This is a genomic window from Streptomyces sp. NPDC008086, assembly GCF_042957325.1.
In the GTDB taxonomy this organism is placed as follows: domain Bacteria; phylum Actinomycetota; class Actinomycetes; order Streptomycetales; family Streptomycetaceae; genus Streptomyces.
Window position 1 is genome coordinate 87,595 of sequence record NZ_JBIBIA010000007.1, and the last position, 20,073, is coordinate 107,667.

The 20,073-nt window shown below is 72.2% G+C and carries 19 protein-coding genes; 10 read left to right on the top strand and 9 right to left on the bottom strand.

Going from position 1 to position 20,073, the window contains the following annotated elements:
* The first annotated feature begins 65 nt into the window (after positions 1-65).
* The gene (locus tag ACFZBP_RS24940) at positions 66-1,202 is read left to right on the top strand and encodes a substrate-binding domain-containing protein (RefSeq protein WP_391416238.1); all 1,137 of its coding nucleotides are present in this window, start codon (positions 66-68) and stop codon (positions 1,200-1,202) included.
* Between the two features lie 227 nt (positions 1,203-1,429).
* Here the strand turns inward: ACFZBP_RS24940 and ACFZBP_RS24945 are convergent, their stop codons facing one another.
* Positions 1,430-2,359 carry a LysR family transcriptional regulator gene (locus ACFZBP_RS24945; RefSeq protein WP_383460704.1) on the bottom strand — a complete coding sequence of 310 codons (930 nt, stop codon included), beginning with the start codon at positions 2,357-2,359 and terminating at the stop codon, positions 1,430-1,432.
* Positions 2,360-2,629: 270 nt separating this feature from the next.
* Between ACFZBP_RS24945 and kstD the strand changes: the two genes are divergently transcribed.
* The gene (gene kstD / locus ACFZBP_RS24950) at positions 2,630-4,387 is read left to right on the top strand and encodes a 3-oxosteroid 1-dehydrogenase (RefSeq protein ID WP_391416240.1); all 1,758 of its coding nucleotides are present in this window, start codon (positions 2,630-2,632) and stop codon (positions 4,385-4,387) included.
* 6 nt (positions 4,388-4,393) lie between these two features.
* Here kstD and ACFZBP_RS24955 read toward each other — a convergent pair whose 3' ends face one another.
* Genes ACFZBP_RS24955 through ACFZBP_RS24970 form a run of 4 tightly spaced genes read right to left on the bottom strand, consistent with a single transcriptional unit; the run spans position 4,394 to position 6,358 of the window.
* Positions 4,394-5,044, bottom strand: coding sequence for a class I SAM-dependent methyltransferase (locus ACFZBP_RS24955; RefSeq protein WP_383460710.1), 651 nt, complete (start codon positions 5,042-5,044; stop codon positions 4,394-4,396).
* Between the two features lie 28 nt (positions 5,045-5,072).
* Positions 5,073-5,315 (bottom strand): hypothetical protein, encoded by a 243-nt coding sequence (locus tag ACFZBP_RS24960; protein WP_383452060.1) that lies wholly within the window; start codon positions 5,313-5,315, stop codon positions 5,073-5,075.
* Positions 5,316-5,339: 24 nt separating this feature from the next.
* Positions 5,340-5,654, bottom strand: coding sequence for an AzlD domain-containing protein (locus ACFZBP_RS24965; RefSeq protein ID WP_391416243.1), 315 nt, complete (start codon positions 5,652-5,654; stop codon positions 5,340-5,342).
* Positions 5,651-6,358, bottom strand: a complete 708-nt coding sequence (locus tag ACFZBP_RS24970) for an AzlC family ABC transporter permease (RefSeq protein ID WP_383452064.1) — start codon at positions 6,356-6,358, stop codon at positions 5,651-5,653. Before ACFZBP_RS24970 ends, ACFZBP_RS24965 begins: the two co-directional genes overlap by 4 nt.
* Positions 6,359-6,426: 68 nt before the next feature.
* Between ACFZBP_RS24970 and ACFZBP_RS24975 the strand changes: the two genes are divergently transcribed.
* Positions 6,427-6,999: a helix-turn-helix domain-containing protein gene (locus ACFZBP_RS24975; protein ID WP_383452066.1), complete on the top strand. Its 573-nt coding sequence runs from the start codon at positions 6,427-6,429 to the stop codon at positions 6,997-6,999.
* A gap of 113 nt (positions 7,000-7,112) precedes the next feature.
* Here ACFZBP_RS24975 and ACFZBP_RS24980 read toward each other — a convergent pair whose 3' ends face one another.
* Positions 7,113-7,316 carry a cold-shock protein gene (locus ACFZBP_RS24980; RefSeq protein WP_003992177.1) on the bottom strand — a complete coding sequence of 68 codons (204 nt, stop codon included), beginning with the start codon at positions 7,314-7,316 and terminating at the stop codon, positions 7,113-7,115.
* A gap of 347 nt (positions 7,317-7,663) precedes the next feature.
* On the opposite strand from ACFZBP_RS24980, the gene ACFZBP_RS24985 reads away from it, so the two are divergent.
* From ACFZBP_RS24985 to ACFZBP_RS24995, 3 genes are all read left to right on the top strand, one after another.
* Complete coding sequence (locus tag ACFZBP_RS24985; protein WP_383452068.1) at positions 7,664-8,512, top strand: menaquinone biosynthetic enzyme MqnA/MqnD family protein; 849 nt, start codon at positions 7,664-7,666, stop codon at positions 8,510-8,512.
* A gap of 78 nt (positions 8,513-8,590) precedes the next feature.
* Positions 8,591-10,297 carry a protein kinase gene (locus ACFZBP_RS24990; protein WP_391416246.1) on the top strand — a complete coding sequence of 569 codons (1,707 nt, stop codon included), beginning with the start codon at positions 8,591-8,593 and terminating at the stop codon, positions 10,295-10,297.
* Positions 10,298-10,410: 113 nt separating this feature from the next.
* Positions 10,411-12,720: a PQQ-binding-like beta-propeller repeat protein gene (locus tag ACFZBP_RS24995; protein WP_391416248.1), complete on the top strand. Its 2,310-nt coding sequence runs from the start codon at positions 10,411-10,413 to the stop codon at positions 12,718-12,720.
* A gap of 40 nt (positions 12,721-12,760) precedes the next feature.
* On the opposite strand, the gene ACFZBP_RS25000 is transcribed toward ACFZBP_RS24995, so the two are convergent.
* Both ACFZBP_RS25000 and ACFZBP_RS25005 read right to left on the bottom strand, forming a co-directional pair.
* The gene (locus ACFZBP_RS25000) at positions 12,761-13,837 is read right to left on the bottom strand and encodes a hypothetical protein (protein WP_391416250.1); all 1,077 of its coding nucleotides are present in this window, start codon (positions 13,835-13,837) and stop codon (positions 12,761-12,763) included.
* A 41-nt stretch (positions 13,838-13,878) separates the two neighbouring features.
* A complete protein-coding gene (locus tag ACFZBP_RS25005; protein WP_391416252.1) occupies positions 13,879-15,444 on the bottom strand; it encodes a hypothetical protein in 1,566 nt (521 codons plus the stop codon).
* A 191-nt stretch (positions 15,445-15,635) separates the two neighbouring features.
* Here ACFZBP_RS25005 and ACFZBP_RS25010 point away from each other — a divergent pair, with 191 nt between their 5' ends.
* The 3 genes from ACFZBP_RS25010 to ACFZBP_RS25020 all read left to right on the top strand — a co-directional run bounded on the left by ACFZBP_RS25010 (position 15,636) and on the right by ACFZBP_RS25020 (position 18,270).
* Positions 15,636-16,370: a prepilin peptidase gene (locus tag ACFZBP_RS25010; protein WP_391416254.1), complete on the top strand. Its 735-nt coding sequence runs from the start codon at positions 15,636-15,638 to the stop codon at positions 16,368-16,370.
* 72 nt (positions 16,371-16,442) lie between these two features.
* Positions 16,443-17,657: a cyclic dehypoxanthinyl futalosine synthase gene (mqnC, locus tag ACFZBP_RS25015; protein ID WP_383452080.1), complete on the top strand. Its 1,215-nt coding sequence runs from the start codon at positions 16,443-16,445 to the stop codon at positions 17,655-17,657.
* A gap of 7 nt (positions 17,658-17,664) precedes the next feature.
* Positions 17,665-18,270, top strand: coding sequence for a hypothetical protein (locus ACFZBP_RS25020; RefSeq protein ID WP_391416257.1), 606 nt, complete (start codon positions 17,665-17,667; stop codon positions 18,268-18,270).
* A gap of 110 nt (positions 18,271-18,380) precedes the next feature.
* On the opposite strand, the gene ACFZBP_RS25025 is transcribed toward ACFZBP_RS25020, so the two are convergent.
* Entirely contained in the window at positions 18,381-19,418 is a 1,038-nt protein-coding gene (locus tag ACFZBP_RS25025; protein WP_391416259.1) for a chitinase, read from the bottom strand.
* Positions 19,419-19,654: 236 nt separating this feature from the next.
* Between ACFZBP_RS25025 and ACFZBP_RS25030 the strand changes: the two genes are divergently transcribed.
* Positions 19,655-20,056, top strand: a complete 402-nt coding sequence (locus tag ACFZBP_RS25030; protein WP_391416261.1) for a hypothetical protein — start codon at positions 19,655-19,657, stop codon at positions 20,054-20,056.
* Positions 20,057-20,073 lie beyond the last annotated feature (17 nt).

The window sequence follows — 20,073 nt, forward strand, 5'->3', positions numbered from 1 at the left end:
CCGCCACCCGGGTTTGCCGCCCCCCGGGTCAGCACGGCCGCTCACCCGCTCGGAAGGCACCAGTAGTGAACGCACGTACCCCCCACACCCCCGCCGTACGCCGTGTCGCGATAGCCCTGGCCGCCTCGGCCTCGGCGCTGTCGCTCACCGCGTGCGGTGTCGTCGACGGTATCGCGGGCGGTGACAGCTCCGAGTCGCCCAAGAAGGGCGACGACATCACGGTGGGCCTGCTGCTGCCCGACAAGGACACGGCACGCTTCGAGAAGTTCGACTACCCGCTCATCAAGAAGGAGGTCGGCGCCCTCACCGACGGCAAGGGCAAGGTCGAGTACGCCAACGCCGAAGCGAGCCCGGACAGACAGAGCCAGCAGTTCCAGAAGATGATCGAGGGCCAGGTCGACGTGATCCTGGTGGACGCGCTGGACGCCAAGGGCATCGCCCCGGACGTGCAGAAGGCCAAGGACGCCGGTATCCCCGTCATCGCCTACGACCGTCTCGCCCAGGGGCCGATCGACGCGTACGTCTCCCATGACAACGAGCAGGTCGGCGAGGTGCAGGGCCGCGCGCTGGTCGAGGAGCTCGGTTCCAAGGCCGCGTCCAGCAAGGTCGTCATGATGAACGGCGATCCCGCCGACCCGAACACGGGCCTGGTCAGGAGGGGCGCGCTCGGCGAGCTGGAGGGCGAGGTGAACATCGTCAAGCGGTACGACACCGACAAGTGGTCGCCCGAGGTGGCCAAGGCCAACATGAAGAAGGCGATCGCCGCCGTCGGGCTGAACAACATCGCCGCGGTCTACTCGGCGAGCGACGGCCTGGCGGACGGCGTCATCGACGCCTTCAAGGAGGCGGGCGCGAGCAAGATCCCGCCGGTGACCGGGCAGGACGCGAACCTGGACGCGGTGCAGCGGGTCGTCTCCGGCGAGCAGTTCATGACGGTGTACAAGTCCTTCCTGCTGGAGGCGACCAACGCCGCGAAGATGGCCGTGTACAAGGTCCAGGGCCGCGACATCGAGTTCGACGCGCTGACCCAGGACTCGGTCGACAGCCCGACCGACGAGGGCATCCCGGCGCAGCTGGTGCCGGTGGTCGCCCTCACGAAGAGCAACATCGAGGAGACGGTGATCCAGGACGACGTCTACACCGTCAAGCAGATCTGCACCCCCGAGTACGCGGCGGACTGCGCGGCGATCGGCCTGAACTAGGGCCTGTCGTTTGGATCATGCCGGCGTCGCGGGGCGTGGCACGCGCATCTGCGGCGTTGTCGTCGGTTGCCGACGCTCCGCGTCGACGCCCTCCTCCGCCTTGCAGCTGCACGCTCCCCCCGCTCGAACCGGCTTCGCCCGGCTCGCGCGGGGGCACCCCCATCGCCCCGCTCGGGTTGGCAGAAAGGCGCTGTCTCTTTCAGCCAGCCTGATCCAAACGACAGGCCCTAGCCGTTCGTCCCCCCTGGGGAGCCGGAGCCGCCCGCCGCCCTGCGCCGGCTCTCCACCAGGTCGGCGAACGCGCGGGCCGGCGGGCTGAGCGCGTCCCAGCGGCGGACCGCCCAGCCCACGGGCAGCGGGCGCAGGGCGGGCAGCGGGATCAGCCTCAGGTCGCCGTCGCCGCCGGGGACGGGCAGCCCCGGCAGCGCGGGCAGCACCGCCCGCCCGACCCCCAGCTCGGCCAGCAGCAGCGCCGTGTCCCAGTCGGCGACGCTCGTGTCGTGCGCGAGGCGGACGCCCAGTTCCGCGCAGGCGGCGTCCAGATGAGCCGCCGAGGCGGAGTTCGGCGGCAGCCGGATCAGCCGTACGTCCCGCAGGTCGGCGCCGACGTCGACGTACGGCCGCCGCGCCAGCGGATCGTCGGCGCGCACCGCCAGCACCCAGGGCAGCTCCACCACCGGCCGCTGTTCGATGCCGCGGACCGGTGGGCCGAGGGTGATCCAGGCCAGGTCGAGCGTGCCGTCGGCCAGCGCGTCGAAGCTGCCCCGGCCCGAACTGACCGTGCGGAACTCCAGGTTGACCCGCGGGTGCCGCCGCCGATATGCGACGACCGCCTCCGACATGAAGTGCCGTACGGTCGTGGCCCCGGTCGCCACGCGCACGTACCCGCTCTCCCCGTCGACGAGGTCCCGCAGCCGCCGTACCGCCAGATCCAGCCCCGAGATCCCCTCGGCGGCGGCCTCCTCCAGCACCCGCCCCGCCTGCGTGGGCACCACGCCCCGGGGCTGGCGCTCCAGCAGGGCGACGCCGGTCTCCCGCTCCAGCCGCTTCACATGCTGGCTCACCGCGGACTGGGTGCAGCCCAGCTCCCGCGCCACCGAGCTGAGACTTCCGGCCCGGCACACGGCCACGAACACCCGTAGGTCATCGAGGGTCATGACCTCCAAGTTAATGCTTGGGTCCGGTGACAAATCCCAAGGATTGACTGGGCTTTGCCCGATGGACGACGATTTCGGAAGGGCCCGGGCGGCAACCCGCTCCTCGCCTCCGCCGGAGTCCGGACGATGGCGGGGAGGGGGCGGGTGCCGACCCACCGCGTACGTCGTACGTCAACTGCCTTGCTCCGCGCTTGACTTCACCACGCATCCGCGTCACATTCGCATTTCTGACACATCCTCAGAAATGCGAGCCCAGGCGGGAGCTGCCCCATGGCCATCAGCGCGCGCCCTTCCCGAAGACACGTCCTCGCCGCCGGTGCCGCCGGCACGGTCACGGCCTCCCTGGGGCTCACCGCGGCCCACGCGGCCGATCTGCCCCTGCTCGGCACGTACGACGTCGTGGTCATCGGTTCCGGGGCCGCCGGCATGACCGCCGCCCTCACCGCCGCCAGGCAGGGACTGAGCTGTGTGGTGCTGGAGAAGGCGCCCACCTTCGGCGGATCCGCCGCCCGGTCCGGTGCCGGGATCTGGATCCCCAACAACTCCGTGCTGGTCGCGGCGGGCGTACCGGACACCCCCGCGAAGGCGGCCGCCTATCTCGCCGCCGTCGTCGGCCCGGACGTGCCCGTCGACCGGCAGCGGGCCTTCCTCACTCACGGCCCGGCGATGCTCTCCTTCGTCATGGCCCACAGCCCCCTCCGCTTCCGCTGGATGGAGGGCTACAGCGACTACTACCCCGAGCTGCCCGGCGGCCTCCCCAACGGCCGCTCCGTAGAGCCCGACCAGCTCGACGGCAACCTCCTCGGCGCCGAACTGGCCCGGCTGAACCCGCCGTACATGGACGTGCCCGCCGGCATGGTCGTCTTCAGCGCCGACTACAAGTGGCTGGCCCTGGCCGCGGTGAACGTCAAGGGGGCCGCGGTGGCGGCGGAGTGCCTCGCGCGGGGCACGGCGGCGGCACTGCGCGGGGAGAAGCCGCTGACCATGGGGCAGTCGCTGGCGGCCGGGCTACGGCTGGGGCTCCGGTCGGCCGGGGTCCCGGTGTGGCTCGACACGCCCCTCACCGACCTGTACGTCGAGGGCGGCGCCGTGAGCGGGGCGGTCGTCACCCGGGACGGCACGCCCGGCCTGGTGCGCGCCCGCCGGGGCGTGATCGTCGGCTCGGGCGGCTTCGAGCACAACGCGGCGATGCGTGAGCGGTACCAGCGCCAACCGATCGGCACGGACTGGACGGTCGGTGCGAAGGAGAACACCGGCGACGGCATCCGGGCCGGCCACCGGCTCGGCGCCGCCCTCGGCCTCATGGACGACGCCTGGTGGGGCCCGGCGATCCCGCTCCCCGGCCAGCCGTACTTCTGCCTGTCCGAACGCACCCTTCCCGGCGGCCTGCTGGTCGACGCGGCCGGGGCGCGGTTCGTCAACGAGGCCGCCCCCTACAGCGACGTCGTCCACACCATGTACGACGTCCAGGACACCAGCCCCGCCATCCCGGCCTGGCTGATCGTCGACCAGAACTACCGCAACCGGTACCTCTTCAAGGACGTCCTGCCGACCCTGCCCTTCCCGGCCGGCTGGTACGACTCCGGCGCCGCGCACAAGGCCTGGACCCTGGACGCGCTCGCCACCTCCATCGGCGTGCCGGCGACGGCCCTGCGCACCACCGTGGACCGCTTCAACTCCCAGGCCTGGCGCGGCAAGGACCCCGACTTCCACCGGGGCGACAGCGCCTACGACCACTACTACACGGACCCGTCCGTCCTCCCGAACTCCTGCCTGGCCCCCCTCTGGCTCCCGCCCTACCACGCCTTCCGCATCGTCCCCGGCGACCTCGGCACCAAGGGCGGCCTCGTCACGGACGCCCGCGCCCGCGTGCTGCGCGAGGACGGCTCGGTGATCCGGGGGCTGTACGCCGCCGGAAACGCGAGCGCGGCCGTCATGGGGCACAGCTACGCGGGCGCGGGCTCGACGATCGGCCCGGCGATGACGTTCGGGTACATCGCGGCGCGGGACATCGCCGGGGCTCTCTGAGCGGCGTCAGGCGGCGGGTTTGCGGACGATCAGGAACGCCTGCGCGACCGTTTCGTCGAACGCCGGGTCCGGCTCGCGGACCGTCCGGGAGACGAGGGCGAATCCGGCCGCCGTCAGCAGTTCGGCGATGTCCTCGGGGCGGCGGCGCAGGAAGGTGAGGGCGACCGGGTGGCCGAAGGGCCGGTCGTGGTGGCGGTGCTCGTCGCCGGCCTGGAACGCGACGAGCAGCGGCGCGCCCGGGGCCAGCACGCGATGGAACTCGGCGAAGAGCGCCGGGAGTTGCTCCACCGGTGTGTGGATGGACGAGTAGAACGACATGGCGCCGGCCAGCGTACCGTCCGGGAGGTCCAGCTCCAGCATGGAGCCCCGCTCGAAACGCAGCCCCGGGTTCTCGCGGCGGGCGATCGTGAGCATCGACTCCGACAGGTCGATACCGAACACCGGCAGCCCCAGCGAGGCGAGATGGCCGGTCGCCTCGCCCGGACCGCAGCCGAGGTCGGCCACCGGGCCGTCCCCGTCGACGAGTTCGGCGAACAGCGCGAGCATCGCCCGCTCCAGGGGCCTGTTCGCGAGCGCGTCCTTGAAGAGGGTCGCGTAGTCCTCGGCGATGGCGTCGTAGAAGGTGCGGGTGGTGGTCAGGAAGTCGGAGTCGGTCATGGCCCGGGACCTTAGCGAAGGAGTGCGGCTAGTCGCCCGCGTCCTTCTGCTCCCCGGCCCGCATCCGGCCCACACCGACCCCGGTGCCGACGGCGATGCCCATGCACATCCCCAGCGACAGCCCCAGGGCCAGGTTGTCGAAGACGGTCATCCCCAGGACAAGGCCGATGCTCACGCCGACGCTGAGCCCGACGGACATCCCCGTCGCCAGCTTGTTGCCCGCGGCGCTTCCGCCGCTCTCCCCGTGGTTGTTCTCGTCATCGCTGGTCACCCTGCAATTCTCCCACGGCCCCTCTCACGCCACCCCGACCGCCCGCAGCACCGCCGTGACCCCGGCCGCCCCCAGCACCACCACCGGGAACGGCGCCCTCCACCAGGCCAGTACGCCCGCCACCAGCACCCCGGCCGGCCGCGCCCACCCCGCGAAGCCGCCGCCCTCGGTCAGCGCACCCGTGGCCAACAGGGCCACCAGCAGGACGATCGCCCCCGCCGACAGCAGCTCCCGCACCCGCGGCGGCAGCGCCACCCGGCCGTGCAGCACCGGTCCCGCCAGCCGGAAGGCATACGTCCCGACCGCCAGCGCGAGGATCATGGCCACCGTCGCGCTCATGCCGTACGCCCCCTGCCGCGCCCGTGCCCGAGGAGCCCCGCCAGTGCCACCAGCACCGGCACCCCGGCCGGGACGGCGGGCGTCACCGCCAGCGCGAGCCCGGCGCCGACCAGCGCGCAGCGCCGGACGGCCGGATCCGCGCGCAGGGCGGGCAGGACCAGGGCGACGAGTACGGCGGGGAAGGCGGCGTCCAGGCCGTAGGCGCCGGTGTCGCCGAGCGCGTCGCCGGCCAGCGCCCCGGCCACGACACCGAGGTTCCAGACGGCGAACAGGCCGAGCCCGGAGATCCAGAACGCCGCCCGCCGCCGCGCCGGATCCGACTGGGCGAGGGCGAAGGCCACCGTCTCGTCGGTCACCAGGTGCGCGCCGAGGAGTCGGGCCAGGCGGCCCCGGCCGAGGATGTCCGCGACGGCGAGGCTGAAGGCCAGCGTGCGCGTGTTGAGCAGCAGCCCCGTGGCCGCCGCGGCCACCGGCCCGCCCCCGGCGAGCAGCACCCCGACCGCGCTGAACTGGGCCGAGCCCGCGTACACGACCAGCGACATCACCACCGGCACCCACACGGGCAGCCCGCCGGCGACCGAGATGGCGCCGAAGGAGACGCCGACGACACCGCTGGCCAGCCAGACGAGCGAGCTGTCGCGGACCAGGGAGGTGTCGAGGGGGACGCGTGAGGGGGACAGGGGTGTTCGGAGTGGCGAACGCATGTTTTCTACAATGGACAGTAAGTCCACCGTTCGTCAAGGCGAACGGTCGTACCGATGGAGCGAACACCATGTCCGATGCGGCGCCCCCGCCCTCCCGGCTGCCCCTCGACTGGATCGCGGCGTCCCTGCGGCGCGAGCGCGGCCGGACCGGGCTGTCCCTGTCCGAGCTGGCCAAACGGGCCGGCATCGCCAAGTCCACGCTCTCCCAGCTGGAGGCGGGTGGCGGAAACCCCAGCGTGGAGACGCTGTGGGCGCTCGGGGTCGCGCTCGGCGTGCCGTTCAGCACGCTGGTGGAGCCGCCGTCGCCCGCGGTCCAGGTGATCCGGTCCGGCGAGGGGCCCGCCGTCGCGTCCGAACGGGCGGACTACGTCGCCACCCTGCTCTCGGCCAGCCCGCCCGGCGCCCGCCGGGACATCTACCATCTGCGCGCCGAACCAGGGGCGGCCCGGGAGTCGGAGCCGCACATTCCGGGATCCGTGGAGCATCTGGTCGTCAGCACGGGGCGGCTGAAGGCGGGGCCGCGCGGGGAGGCGGTGGAGCTGGGGCCCGGGGACTACATGACGTACCGCGGGGATGTGCCGCACACCTACGAGGCGCTGCTGCCCGGGACGACGTTCGTGCTGATCATGCAGCACGTGTGAGCCGATTCACGCGGCGCACGGAAAAGGCAGGAGCCCCGTTGCCTTGCGGCGCGGGGCTCCTTGGGTACTGCTATCTGTTCCGGATCAAAGCACCAGGCTCCGAGACCGAAGACTCAGACCGGGGTGACGTTCTCCGCCTGCGGACCCTTCGGGCCCTGCGTCACGTCGAAGGAGACCTGCTGGTTCTCCTCCAGCGAACGGAATCCGCTCGCGTTGATCGCGGAGTAGTGAACGAAGACGTCGGGGCCGCCGCCTTCCTGGGCGATGAAGCCAAAGCCCTTTTCGGCGTTGAACCACTTCACGGTTCCGGTAGCCATAAGCCCTCCTTGGGCCCAAAGGGTTGCCCTGCTCCAGAACCCTGCAAGTGTGAAAACAAGATGCCGCACAACTGCATACGTCTGAAAACGACGAGAGCCCGCGGTCACATGCTCCGCAGGCTCTGTACTGCAAGGGAAACCAAACTGCAACTTGCGGCGAGCCTAGCACGCGGGCAGCCGAAAGCAATAGAGGTCAAGATCACGTCACCCGGATGTTTGAAGATCGAGTGTCGGCTTGACGGAAAGATCCCGTGTCGGTTTGACGAGCCGGGGGTTAAGGGCGGCTGTGACCGAGGTGTCACGACCCTGAGGGCTGCACGCTACCCCATGGGGTCTACTGTCGCGATGTGGACAATTCTCGCACCCGGCCGCGCGTAGGCCACATCCAGTTCCTGAACTGCCTGCCCCTGTACTGGGGGCTCGCGAGAACGGGCACGCTCCTCGACTTCGAGCTCACCAAGGACACCCCGGAGAAGCTGAGCGAGCAGCTCGTGCGCGGCGACCTGGACATCGGGCCGATCACCCTCGTCGAGTTCCTGCGCAACGCCGACGACCTGGTCGCCTTCCCCGACATCGCGGTCGGCTGCGACGGCCCCGTGATGTCCTGCGTGATCGTCTCGCAGGTCCCGCTGGACGAGCTGGACGGAGCCCGGGTCGCCCTCGGCTCCACCTCGCGCACCTCGGTCCGCCTGGCCCAGCTGCTGCTCGCCGAGCGCTACGGCGTGAGCCCCGACTACTACACCTGCCCGCCCGACCTCAGCCTGATGATGCAGGAGGCGGAGGCGGCCGTGCTCATCGGGGACGCCGCGCTGCGGGCCAATCTCCTCGACGGCCCGCGCTACGGCCTCGAGGTGCACGACCTCGGCGCGCTCTGGAAGGAGTGGACCGGGCTGCCGTTCGTCTTCGCGGTCTGGGCGGCGCGCCGGGACTACCTGGAGCGCGAGCCGGTCATCACCCGCAAGGTGCACGAGGCCTTCCTCGACTCCCGCAACCTCTCCCTGGAGGAGGTCGGCAAGGTCGCCGAGCAGGCGGCCCGCTGGGAGGCCTTCGACGAGCGGATCCTGGAGCGGTACTTCACTACCCTCGACTTCCGCTTCGGCGGCCCGCAGCTTGAGGCGGTCGCGGAGTTCGCGCGCCGGGTAGGGCCGACCACGGGGTTCCCGGCGGACGTGAAGGTGGATCTGCTCCAGCCGTGAAGGCCGGGGCGCTCGCGCACTAACCTTCTGGAGAGTTTTACCGGCGTATTGAGCCGTACGGGGGAAGGGTGGACGCCGATGCAGCCGCTCGGAGTTGACGAGCCCACAGCCGTCGGACCGTACCGGCTGCTCGGCCGGCTCGGCTCCGGCGGCATGGGCCGGGTGTACCTGGGCCGCAGCGCGGGCGGCCGTACGGTCGCCGTCAAGATCGTGCATCCGCACTTCGCGCTGGACGAGGAGTTCCGGGCCCGGTTCCGCCGGGAGGTGGAGGCCGCGCGGCGGGTGGGCGGCGCCTGGACGGCGCCCGTGCTGGACGCGGACCCGGAGGCTCCGGTGCCGTGGGTGGCCACCGGGTACGCGGCGGGTCCCTCGCTGGCCGCCGCTGTCGCGGACTCGGGCGCGCTGCCCGCCCACTCCGTACGGGCGCTGGGCGCCGGGCTGGCCGAGGCACTGGCGGCCGTGCACGAACTGGGGCTGGTGCACCGGGACGTGAAGCCGTCGAACGTCCTGCTGACCCTCGACGGCCCCGTGCTGATCGACTTCGGTATCGCCCGGGCCACCGACGGCACCGCGTCCCTGACGTCGACCGGGGTCTCCATCGGCTCCCCCGGCTACATGTCGCCCGAGCAGATCATCGGCAAGGGCATCACGGGAGCGGCCGACGTCTTCTCGCTGGGCGCGGTGCTGGCGTACGCGGCGACCGGTCGGCCGCCGTTCTCCGGGGACTCGTCGGCGGCGCTGCTGTACAAGGTCGTGCACGAGGAGCCCGAACTCGGTCCGCCGGACGGGGCGCCGGACGGTTCGCTGGGCGGCGAGGTGCGTGAGCTGGTGGAGGCCTGCCTGGCCAAGGACCCGGGCGCCCGGCCCACCCCGGCCGAGCTGGCGCGACGGCTGGCTCCGGACGGGGCGGCCCGGCTGGTGGCGGGCGGGTGGCTGCCGGGCGGGCTGGTCGAGCAGGTCAGCCGCAGTGCGGTGCGGCTGCTGAACCTGGACGCGGCCGACACCGGGGCGGAGGCCGGCTCGGGGCCGGTGGCGTTCAGCCGGGCGGCGGCGGTGGGGGAGTTCGGGCCGCCGCCGGTGATGCCCGGGGTGCCCGTGGGGGGCGCGTCCGTGCCGGAGACCGGGCCGCCCGTGGTCGTGCCCGAACCGCGCGATGCCGTGCCGCAGGACACGGCCCCCGCGTCCGGCGACCGCCCCGGCAAGGTGTCCCTCTCGGTCGCGGCGGCCTCGACGTCGGCGGAGGGCGGCCGCGGGCGGCGGCTGAGCTGCACAGTGGCGCTCGCGGTGGCGGGGGCGTTGGCCGCGGTGACGGTGGGGACCGTGTTCGTGTTCGAGCTGCTGCCGGGCAAGGACCAGGACACCAACGTCGGTTCCGATGCCCCCGACCCCGCGGCGCCGGGCGACGGCGTCTCCGGCGCACCGATCGGGAGCGACGTGCCCGCCCGCTACGTCGGCACCTGGGAGGGCAAGGCCAACGCCCTGAACGGTGCCCTGCCGGCCGGTACCTTCCGGCTCACCGTGCACAAGGCCGCCGTCGGCGCGGAGTTGGGCACCCTCCGGGCGACGGACCTGCTCGGCCTCGCCTGCAACGACGTACTGACGCTGAAGAAGGTCACGGCGAAGGAGCTCGTCGTGACGTCCGTGGGCCGCGAGACCAACCACGGCGGCTGCAACCCGAAACCGCACACCGTCCGGATCTCGCCGACCGGCGACGACCTGCTGTACCGGTCCGAGAGCGACGCGGAGGGGAACCCCGAGGCGCGGCTGTCGAAGGTCGACGAGTAGCTGGGCCGTAGGTCCGGCAAGCGGGGCCGGAGGTCCAGTAGCGGTGGCAACTCCCGTAACCGCGCTTACTACTGTGTCCCCGCACGCGAGCACGCCGACGGGGGAGACCCACCATGGAGACACTGCAAGCCGACGATCCACGGGAGTTGGGCCGGTACCGACTGCTGCGCAGGCTCGGCGCGGGCGGCATGGGGCGCGTCTACCTGGCTCGTTCGCCCGGTGGCCGCACCGTCGCGGTGAAGGTGATCCGCCCTGATCTGGCGGCCGACGCCGACTTCCGGGAACGCTTCCGGCACGAGGTCGACATAGCCAGGGCGGTCTCCGGCCGCCACACCGCACCCGTCGTGGACGCCGACCCGGACGCCGCGCTGCCGTGGCTGGCGACGTCGTACGTCCTCGGTCCCGACCTCACCGACGTGGTCGCCGCGCACGGGGCGCTGCCCGAGCGCACGGTCCGCGCGCTGGGCGCGGGGCTCGCGGCCGCGCTCCAGGAGGTCCACGCGGCGGGCCTGATCCACCGCGACCTGAAGCCCTCGAACGTCCTGCTGGCCGCCGACGGCCCCCGGGTCATCGACTTCGGCATCGCGCGTGCGGTGGACGGAAGCCGTATGACACAGACGGGAGTCGTGGTCGGCTCGCCCGGCTACATGCCGCCGGAGCAGGCCCTCGGGCAGGACTTCGGGCCGGCCGGTGACGTCTTCTCGCTGGGCGCGGTACTGGCCTTCGCCGCGACGGGCCGCAGCGCCTTCGGGGACGGCGCCGCCTCGCAGGCGGCGCTGCTCTACCAGGTCGTCCACGGCGAGCCCGACCTGGCGGACGTACCGCCGTCGCTCCTCGGGCTGATCCGGGCCTGTCTGCTGAAGGACCCGGCACAGCGGCCGGCTCCCGCCGAGGTCGTGGCGGCGCTGGCACCGCAGGGCGTCGGGGACGCCCTGCACGACTGGCTGCCCTCTGCGGTGGCGTCGACGATCGCCACGCACGCCGCGGGGATCCTGGACCTGGAGGCGCCGGAGCAGCAGGCGCGGGCGGCGGCAGAGTTCGGGCCGGCGCCGGGATACGGTTACCCACAGGCGGCGCCCGCCCCGACGGTGCCCGTGCCCGGCTACGGCACACCACACGGCGCCCCCGTACCCAGCACCCCGGCCCCCGGATACGGCACCCCGCAGCCCGGCACGGTCCGGCTCGGCGCGTCCCCCGCGCCCGCGCCCTCCCGCCGCCGCGCCCTCTCCCTCGCCCTCGGCGGCGCGGCCGCCGTCGCCGCGGTCGGCGGTGGCACGGCGTGGTGGTTCGGCCGGGACGACGACACCTCCCCCACCGCGTCGGGCCAGGGCGGCAAGGGCGGCAAGGGCGCCTCCGCCGAACCAGCCCGCGAGACGTTCACGACTCCGCCGGCCGGAGTGGCACCGCAGCCGCTGTGGCGCAAGACGGTCGCCGACGACAGCACCAGCACGTCCGTACCGTTGCTCGTCCACGACGGCATGCTCCTGGTCAGCGGCGACCCGCTGGTGGCGTACGACGTGAGGACGGGCAAGGCCCGCTGGTCCAAGCTGGACATCTGCCCCGCCGGCGCTCAACTCCTCTTCCACGGCGGCAAGGTGTTCCTGTCAGACGGCGGCATCGACGGCATCCTCGTCGCGTACGACGTCCGCACCGGCGAGGAGGCGTGGCGGAGCCGGCTCGGCAAGTCGCTGGACGTCCAGGACACGATCGCCATCGACGACAAGAACGTCTACGTCACGGTGACCGACTACAGCGACGCCAAGTCCGCCACCGACCACCGCACGGCCGTCGCCGCCATCAGCCACACCAGCGGCAAGAGGGTGTGGCTGCAGAAGCGGGACTGGGGCACCGACGACTACGACGTGGAGGGCACGGTCTCCGGCCGGTACCTGGTCTACACCGACTCCAAGTTCAACGTCACCGTCCGCGACACCGCCACCGGCACCCAGCTGTGGTCCAAGAAGATCGGCGACGACTGGAGCTGGCGCCCCACGGTCGCGAACGGGCTGGTCTTCCTGCCGGGCGAGAAGCTGACGGCCGTGGACGCCGAGACGGGGAGGACCCGCTGGATCCTGTCCCCGAACGGGCGGCGCGGCTTCGACGACCCGACGGTCATCGACGGCGTCCTCTACGTCAGGGACCACGACCGCGGCGTCTGGGCCGTCAACGTCAGGACCGGCAAGCGGATCTGGCTCTGCGACGAGAACAACAGGGGAGCGCGGACCTTCCTCAAGGCCGGGACGACCCTGTACGGGGCGGGTTCCTCGCTGGCCGGCGGTGTCGCCGCCATCGACGCGAGGACCGGCAAGGTCCGCTGGACCTTCACCGACGACAGCGACTACGACGAGTGGCAAATCGCCCTCGCCGGGAACCGGCTGATGGTGGCGAACGGGGCGGAGATCTATGCCATGCCCGCCGTCTGAGCGGGCCTGACGGACCCTGGCGGCCGACGGGCCCCGCCCCTCAGTCCCCGCCCCCGCCGCCGCCTCCGCCGTCACCCCCGCCGTCGCCGCCGCCCCCACCGGAGTCCCCGCTGCCGCCGTCCCCGCCGTCCGAGCCCCAGCCGTCGCCGCCGCCGGGCTCGTTGTCGTCGCTGCCGCTCCCGAGGTTGGTGAACCAGGGCCGGTCCCACCACTCGTCGAAGGCGATCGGCTCGTCCCCGCCCGCCGCCGGGCGCCGCTGGGACCGGAAACGCGCCAGGCCCGTCGTGTCCCCGAGCCCGAAGGCGACGGCGAAGACGTGCGCCATGACGGCGTCCAGCGGGTCGGCGCTCTCCCATCGCACCGGGGTCAGCGGCAGCAGCACCGAGCCCGGCTCGGGCACCTGGCGGCGCGGGGGCCGGGTCAGCAGGGCGACGGGGCGTTCGTCGCGCAGGAGCCACGAACTCGTCGCGTTCTCCCGCCGCAGCACCCAGCGCTGCCCGGGCAGCCGCACCTCGACGGAGCTCTTCGACCTGCGCCGCCTCTTGTCGAGGGTGAGCTGCGCGGTCATGTCGCCGACGGTCAGCCGCAGGCCCTTGGCCGGCTGGGGGGAGTCACGGCGGAACCCGTGCGGTGCCCGGATGCGGACGACAGGGGCGCCCGGCCCCCACACGTCCACGCGCACCAGGCGCCGGTCCACGGCGACGGCGATCGGCCCGACGGGACCCGGCGCGAACCGCCGGGCGATCCACAACGGCACGCCCTCGGCCCGGGCCCGCTCAGCCAACGCGGCCACCTGCCCGGGCCCACCACACCGCCGTACCGCCAACTCGCCCAGCGCACGGGCGAACTGGGCGGCCTGCCGCACCTTCACCGGCATGCCGGTCCCGGTGACGCGGGTGACCGGGACGATGCCGGGACCCTCGGCCAGCCGCTGAAACGGGCGTTCCGCCCCGCCCGCGCCGAGCCAGGACCCGCGCCGGAACGCCTCGGCCATGGCAGCGAGGTTCAGCTCGGCGAGCGGCGTCACCCTACCGCCGCGCCGCAGCCCGTCCTCGGTCAACTCGACGGTCCGCGCCAGCGGATTCCACGACCGCTCGCCGTACAGCACCTGGCTCACGACAACCCCCCCGTACGTATGTGGCTCGCCAGAGCACACGCTCACACAGCCGGTTTCGGTTTCCGGCGCCGCACCACCCGGCCCACGATCCCCAGTAGAGCCGCCACCACCCCGAAGACCGCCCCGGCCACCAGAACGCCCGTGAACAGCGCCGACCAGAAGTCGGGGCCGAAGAGCGGGGGCAGTTCGTCCTCGCGCACGGCGTCCGTGACCGGGTACGGGCTGTCGGCCGTCATCGGCTCGTCGGAGCGCTCGGTCTTGTCGAGGACGCTCATCAGGGCGGCGAGGCGGCTGCCCATCAGATGGTCGTCGGCCTCGACGGCGTTGGCGTCGCCGACCGTGATGGATTCCGGCAGCTCGAAGGCGAGGCTGTAACCATCCAGCCGCAGGCCGTAGTTGAAGACGTCGATGGAGCCGTTCAGCGGGTCGGCGACGACGTACACCCCGTCCTCGCCCAGCTTGTCGTGGATGGCCGCGGCGAACGCCGCCTCGTCGCCGCCGGACTCGTCCTCCATCAGCTGCGGGACGAGCGAGACGAACACCGGGCCGCCGCCCTCGGAGCGCGCGAACGCACCGATGCGGCTCTGCAGCCGGTCCAGCTGAGCGGCGTCCAGGACCCGCGGGCTCTCCGGGTCCGCGTACACCGGGTCCTCGGCCAGGCCCTGCACCACCCGGTCGAGACGGGCGTTGAGCTCGAACGCCCGGGGCGGCGGCGACCAGCTCGACCTGGTCTGGCCGTAGACGCGGGGGGCGGCCACGACGATGGCGACGGCGGAGGCGAGGGCCAGCACCGCGACGCTCCAGCGCAGGGCGCGACTCGCCTTGGGCACCACCGGCCCCTTGGCCTGCTTGTTCTGCTTTCCCTGCTTTCCCTGCTTGGTCAGTTTGGCCCCCTTGGGCTGGGGGGCTTGCGAAAGGCGCAGCCACCAGCGCCGTACGTACGGAACCAGCACCAGGATCAGCAGCGGTACGACGACGAGCAGGACGCCCGTGAAGGCCGACTGCTCGCCGCGGTCGGTCGAGCCGATGTACGCGTTCGCGGGCTCGGCGCCGTCGTCGTACTTCTCGCGTGCCGCCTCCGCCCGCGCCGCCGCCTTCGCGTCGCCCTGCGCGACGACCTCGGCGAAGCGCTCGAAGCGACGCAGCGGGCCCGCGTCGTAGGGGAGTTCGTAGAGGGCGACCGTCGAGGCGTCGTCCGCCGGGGCGTCGACCCCGTACGCCACGGCGTCCGTCACCCTCGACTCGTCGAGGAGCACGTACAGCCCGTCCCGGCCGAGGCGCGCGTGGACCGCGTCGAGCAGCCCCGGCTCGGCGCCGCTCAGGCTCGGGAGGACGAGGACGTACGTCGGTACGCCGGTGCGCTCGGCCACCTCGGCGAAGTCGCGGGCAGTGGACCGCGGTACCTCGCGGGGGAGTTGGTCGGTGACGTGGACCGGGTTCTCGCGGAGGCGGTCGGCGAGGTAGGCGGCCTGCGGGGCGGTGTCGACGGCAGCCCGGGCCGGGACCGTGGCGGTCGCGAACAGGGCTGTCAGGGCGCAGAGCGCGAGGAGCACGCGGGCGGCCCGGGTGCGCCATGAGTGCCGGGTCCCGCCTGTGCCGTTCGCCATGGTTGTGCGCACTGCTGTCTTCCCCCGTGTCACGCCGACCGCTGTTGCTCGCGGCACTCTACTGAGTACGTCGTCGGCGCCGTCTTCGACGGGGAGGGTGGGAGTCCATAAGATCTCGATACCTTCAACGGATCCTCATATCCCCTTCCCCGCCGCACCCGTCTCTTCGAAGCCGACCCCAGGACATCGCCATGAACACCGCCCTGCTGGTGCTCGTCGCCGCGCTCTGGGGTGCCGCCGCGGGGGCGCTGCTGCCCCGGGCCGCGTACCGGTTCTCCGTGCCGGAGGGCGAGGAGTGGCGGGAGCGGTGTCCGGGTGGGCATCCGATCGGGGGCTGGTCCGGGCGGGCCCGGTGCGGGCGGTGCGAGGCCGGTACGCCGCCGTACGGGCCCGGCGCCCCCGGGCTCGCCGCCGCCACCGCCCTGGTCTGCGCCACCCTCGCCGCCGCCACCGACACCCGGCCCGAGCTGGGCGTCTGGCTGCTGCTGGCGCCCGTCGGCGTCCTGCTCACGGTCGTCGACTTCCGGGTACGACGGCTGCCGAACCCGCTGACCCTCACCCTGGCGCTCGCCGCACCGGCCCTGCTCGGCCTGGTCGCGCTCGTCCCCGAGCACGCCGGTGACTGGCCGACCGCCCTGTGGGCCACGCTCGCGCTCGGCGCCGGCTACTACGTGCTGTACCTCGTCAACCCCGGCGGCATGGGCTTCGGCGACGTGAAGCTGGCCCTCGGGGTGGGGGCGGCGCTGGGCTGGTACGGCTGGTCGACGGTCATGCTCGGCACCTTCGCCGGGTTCCTGTTCGGGGCGCTCTACGGCTGGGCCCTGGTGCTGCTGCGCAGGGCCGGGCGCAGGACGGCGATCGCGTTCGGGCCGTTCCTGCTCGGCGGGGCGTTCGTGGGGCTGCTGATCGGCGCGTACGCGGCCTGACCTCGGGGGCGCGAGACCGCTGGCGTAGGCTGGTCCGGTCCGTCCAACCCCTTGACGAAAGGGACGCCCCCGGTGACCGAGAAGGCCGACCTCACGTCGTTTGATGTCACAGCCGTGCTCGACCGTGCCGCGGCGGGCGGACGCATCACCCCCGAGGAAGCGCTCGTCCTCTACCGCGACGCCCCGCTGCACGCGTTGGGCGCCGCCGCCGACGCCGTACGCCGCCGCAGGTACGCGGGTACCGAGCACATCGCGACGTACATCATCGAGCGCAACATCAACTACACGAACGTGTGCGTCACGGCGTGCAAGTTCTGCGCCTTCTACGCGGCCCCCAAGGACCAGGCCAAGGGCTGGACCCGCGACCTCGACGACATCCTGCGCCGGTGCGCCGAGACCGTCGAGCTGGGCGGCACCCAGATCATGTTCCAGGGCGGCCACCACCCGGACTACGGCGTCGAGTACTACGAGAAGCACTTCGCCGCGATCAAGAAGGAGTTCCCGCAGCTCGTCATCCACAGCCTGGGGGCGAGCGAGGTCGAGCACATGGCCCGGATCTCCGGTGTGTCGGTCGAGGAGGCCATCACCAGGATCCACGAGGCCGGCCTCGACTCCTTCGCGGGCGCCGGCGCCGAGCTGCTGCCCGAGCGGCCGCGCAAGGCCATCGCCCCGCTGAAGGAGAGCGGCGAACGCTGGCTGGAGATCATGGAGGCCGCGCACAACCTCGGTGTCGAGTCCACTTCGACCATGCTGATGGGCACGGGCGAGACCAACGCCGAGCGCATCGAGCACCTGCGGATGATCCGTGACGTCCAGGACCGCACCGGCGGCTTCCGGGCCTTCATCCCGTACACCTACCAGCCCGAGAACAACCACCTGAAGGGCCGCACGCAGGCCACGATCTTCGAGTACCTGCGGATGATCGCCATCGCGCGCCTCTTCATGGACAACATCGCCCACATCCAGGGCTCCTGGCTGACCACCGGCAAGGAGATCGGCCAGCTGTCGCTGCACTACGGTGCCGACGACCTCGGCTCGATCATGCTGGAGGAGAACGTCGTGTCCTCGGCCGGCGCCAAGCACCGTTCCAACCGGCTGGAGATCATCGACCTCATCCGCAAGGCGGGGCGTGTTCCGGCCCAGCGGACGACGACGTACGAGCACATCGTGGTGCACGACGACCCGGCGAACGACCCCGTCGACGAGCGGGTCGCCTCCCACATCTCGTCCACCGCCATCGAGGGCGGCACGGCCCACCCCGAGCTCAAGCTCCTGGCCTCCAACTGACGTACCCGTGCTGACGATCCACGCCGACTCAAGGGGCCACGCGCTCGTCGTCCGGGGCGCGTGGATCGCGGACGCGGGGACGCTGGAGGAACTGGCCGCCGCGCATCCGCGGGCGCGGGTGCGGGAGTGGCCGGGGATTCTGACGCCCGGCCTGGTCAACATCCACGGCAACGAGCTGCTGGAGGAGGCGTACCACCCTGACCCCCGCGAGGCCGACGAGCTGGGTACCGAGCCGCTGACCGGGGACGCGTTGGCGGCGCTGGACATGGACGACGCCCGGTGGGGCGCGAGCGCTCGCCGCGGGGTGCAGCGCATGCTGGCGTACGGCACGGTCCGAGCGGCCTGTGAGGAACTACGCAACCGCGCGGTGCGCGACGCCGTGCACCGCTCCGGCCTGGCGGTCATGGGCCGCATCGGACGCCCCGGCGGAACCCCCTCCCTCGATCCGTACGATGCCGAGTGGCCGGTGACGTTCGCGGAACCGAGAGAACGTCACTCCGCAGCCCGGTTCGCGGTGTTCGACGTGCGGGACGAGACAGAACTGGCGGAGCGCGGTGCGGGAACGTGCGTGGCAACGGTGGCGGAAGGCCGGATCGTCTACCGCCGACGGTAGGAGAACGCCTGCTTTCAGGGGCGCGGGGCTGTATCGATTTGCGGCTCCCCCGCGTGGGCGCGATCAACCACGAACGGCCCGCACCCCGCACACGACAGAACCTCCCGAGCTCACCCCGAAAACGCCTCCGCAAACGCCCCTTCCTCCTGATCCACCCCACTGCAATTCGTCAACGCGTCTTCCGAAGACGGATCATCACCACACGCCTGATCCCGAAACGTCGCCCACATGGACACCCACCCGATCCCTTTCTCCTCCGCGAACTCCCGCACCTGCGCCGCGTCATCAACCGTGAAGGTCTCGCCGTCCACGTCGTTCACCCCCAGCATCGACGTCAACGCCATCCCCTTCCAGGCGCCCGCGTCCGACGTCCCGAAAAGCTCCTTCAACTGCGCGTGCGCGGCCTTGGCCGAGGTGAGGGCGTAGTCACCCATGTCCCCGTCGTACGACTCGCCGTAATTCATGGTCATGATGTTCACCGTGGAGACCTGAACGTCATGCTCGTTGGCGGACTCCAGCAAGGCCACGCTGTCGTCGTCCAGCCCGGACGGCATCACCGGCAGAGTGAAGGACACCTCGAGATCGCCCCGCTCCTTCTGCAGCAGCGCGATCGCCTCGGATCGCAGGTCCACCGAGTCGGAGTCGGTCAGCTCGTCGCCCTCGATGTCGAAGTCCGCCTGACGGGAACCGGCCGCGTCCAGCGCCTTCCCGTACGCCGCCGCCAGCTTGGACGCGCTGTCACAACTCGCCGCCAGCTCCTTGCCGGAGGCGCCGCCGAAGGAGACGCGGACGGTGGCGCCCTCTTGGGTGAGCTTCGCGACACGGGACTTCGTGGCCGAGTCGGAGAGGGCGGTCGTGCCGTTCCACCTGGGGGTGCAGTCGCCGCCGTCCGAGATGACGAAGGCCAGGTTGTACGTGACGGGGGAGCCGGCGGAGTCGTTGCCGGAGGCATCGGTGGCGCTGACGTAGGGGGCGTACGACGTGGTCGTCGAGGCCGATTCGGAGGGCGACGCGTCGGCCGACGCGGTGGGCTGCCGCGGAGTCGGCGGTGCCGCGTCCGCCGTGTTGTCGGAGCCCGCGGAGCACCCCGTGCCGGCCAGAGCGAACATACAGGTGAGCCCGGCCGTCGCCGTATGGAAACTCCGCATTGCGTGTGTACCCGCTTTCGTGATTTCTGTCTCGGGCCGGAAAACCCGGTGCGTATCCCGCACGGAAATGTCTCACACCCATCCAGGTCCGGGCCCTCAACTCCTTTCACATGGCTGTGAAGTGGGCAGAGGTTCGCCGAAACTCTCAGGAAACGGACAGGTTAAGACGTTTCTCATGGGCGTCTCACATGAAGCACAGAGCCGTGCGCACATAAAGGCTCCCTAATATCCGGGGAATGCATTCCGAGCCTGCCATCGAAAACCGCGCCGCCGCACCCGCCGTGCGCGGTCGCCGCCGCAAACGCGGCAACGGGTCCGCCGAGGGTCCCGTGTTCGTTGACAACTCCGGACGCCGCTCCAAGCTGCTGCGTCGCCTCGGCCTCCTGGTCGGCGTCGCCTGTCTCGGGTACGCGGTCGTGCTGGGCATGGCCCTCATGGGCATCGGCACCTCGCTCACCCCGTCCGAGCTGCTGCCGTTCGCGAACGGCCGGGGCGGCCCCGGCGGCGGGGGCCCGGGCAACCAGCCCCAGGGCCGTGGCGGCGACCCGGTCGCGCCGCCCAGCGGAACCCCGTCGGCGCCGCCCTCGGGCGCCCCCGTCCCGTCCACCTCCGCATCGCCCGCCGCGGCCGCCAACTGACCGGAGCGCAGCCCCAC

Excerpts from the sequence above, each read along its gene's own strand:
- ACFZBP_RS24945 (WP_383460704.1), bottom strand. The coding sequence starts at position 2,359 with ATGACCCTCGATGACCTACGGGTGTTCGTGGCCGTGTGCCGGGCCGGA.
- kstD (WP_391416240.1), top strand. The coding sequence starts at position 2,630 with ATGGCCATCAGCGCGCGCCCTTCCCGAAGACACGTCCTCGCCGCCGGT.
- ACFZBP_RS24955 (WP_383460710.1), bottom strand. The coding sequence starts at position 5,044 with ATGACCGACTCCGACTTCCTGACCACCACCCGCACCTTCTACGACGCC.
- ACFZBP_RS24965 (WP_391416243.1), bottom strand. The coding sequence starts at position 5,654 with ATGAGCGCGACGGTGGCCATGATCCTCGCGCTGGCGGTCGGGACGTAT.
- ACFZBP_RS24970 (WP_383452064.1), bottom strand. The coding sequence starts at position 6,358 with ATGCGTTCGCCACTCCGAACACCCCTGTCCCCCTCACGCGTCCCCCTC.
- ACFZBP_RS24975 (WP_383452066.1), top strand. The coding sequence starts at position 6,427 with ATGTCCGATGCGGCGCCCCCGCCCTCCCGGCTGCCCCTCGACTGGATC.
- ACFZBP_RS24980 (WP_003992177.1), bottom strand. The coding sequence starts at position 7,316 with ATGGCTACCGGAACCGTGAAGTGGTTCAACGCCGAAAAGGGCTTTGGC.
- ACFZBP_RS24990 (WP_391416246.1), top strand. The coding sequence starts at position 8,591 with ATGCAGCCGCTCGGAGTTGACGAGCCCACAGCCGTCGGACCGTACCGG.
- ACFZBP_RS24995 (WP_391416248.1), top strand. The coding sequence starts at position 10,411 with ATGGAGACACTGCAAGCCGACGATCCACGGGAGTTGGGCCGGTACCGA.
- ACFZBP_RS25005 (WP_391416252.1), bottom strand. The coding sequence starts at position 15,444 with ATGGCGAACGGCACAGGCGGGACCCGGCACTCATGGCGCACCCGGGCC.
- ACFZBP_RS25010 (WP_391416254.1), top strand. The coding sequence starts at position 15,636 with ATGAACACCGCCCTGCTGGTGCTCGTCGCCGCGCTCTGGGGTGCCGCC.
- ACFZBP_RS25025 (WP_391416259.1), bottom strand. The coding sequence starts at position 19,418 with ATGCGGAGTTTCCATACGGCGACGGCCGGGCTCACCTGTATGTTCGCT.
- ACFZBP_RS25030 (WP_391416261.1), top strand. The coding sequence starts at position 19,655 with ATGCATTCCGAGCCTGCCATCGAAAACCGCGCCGCCGCACCCGCCGTG.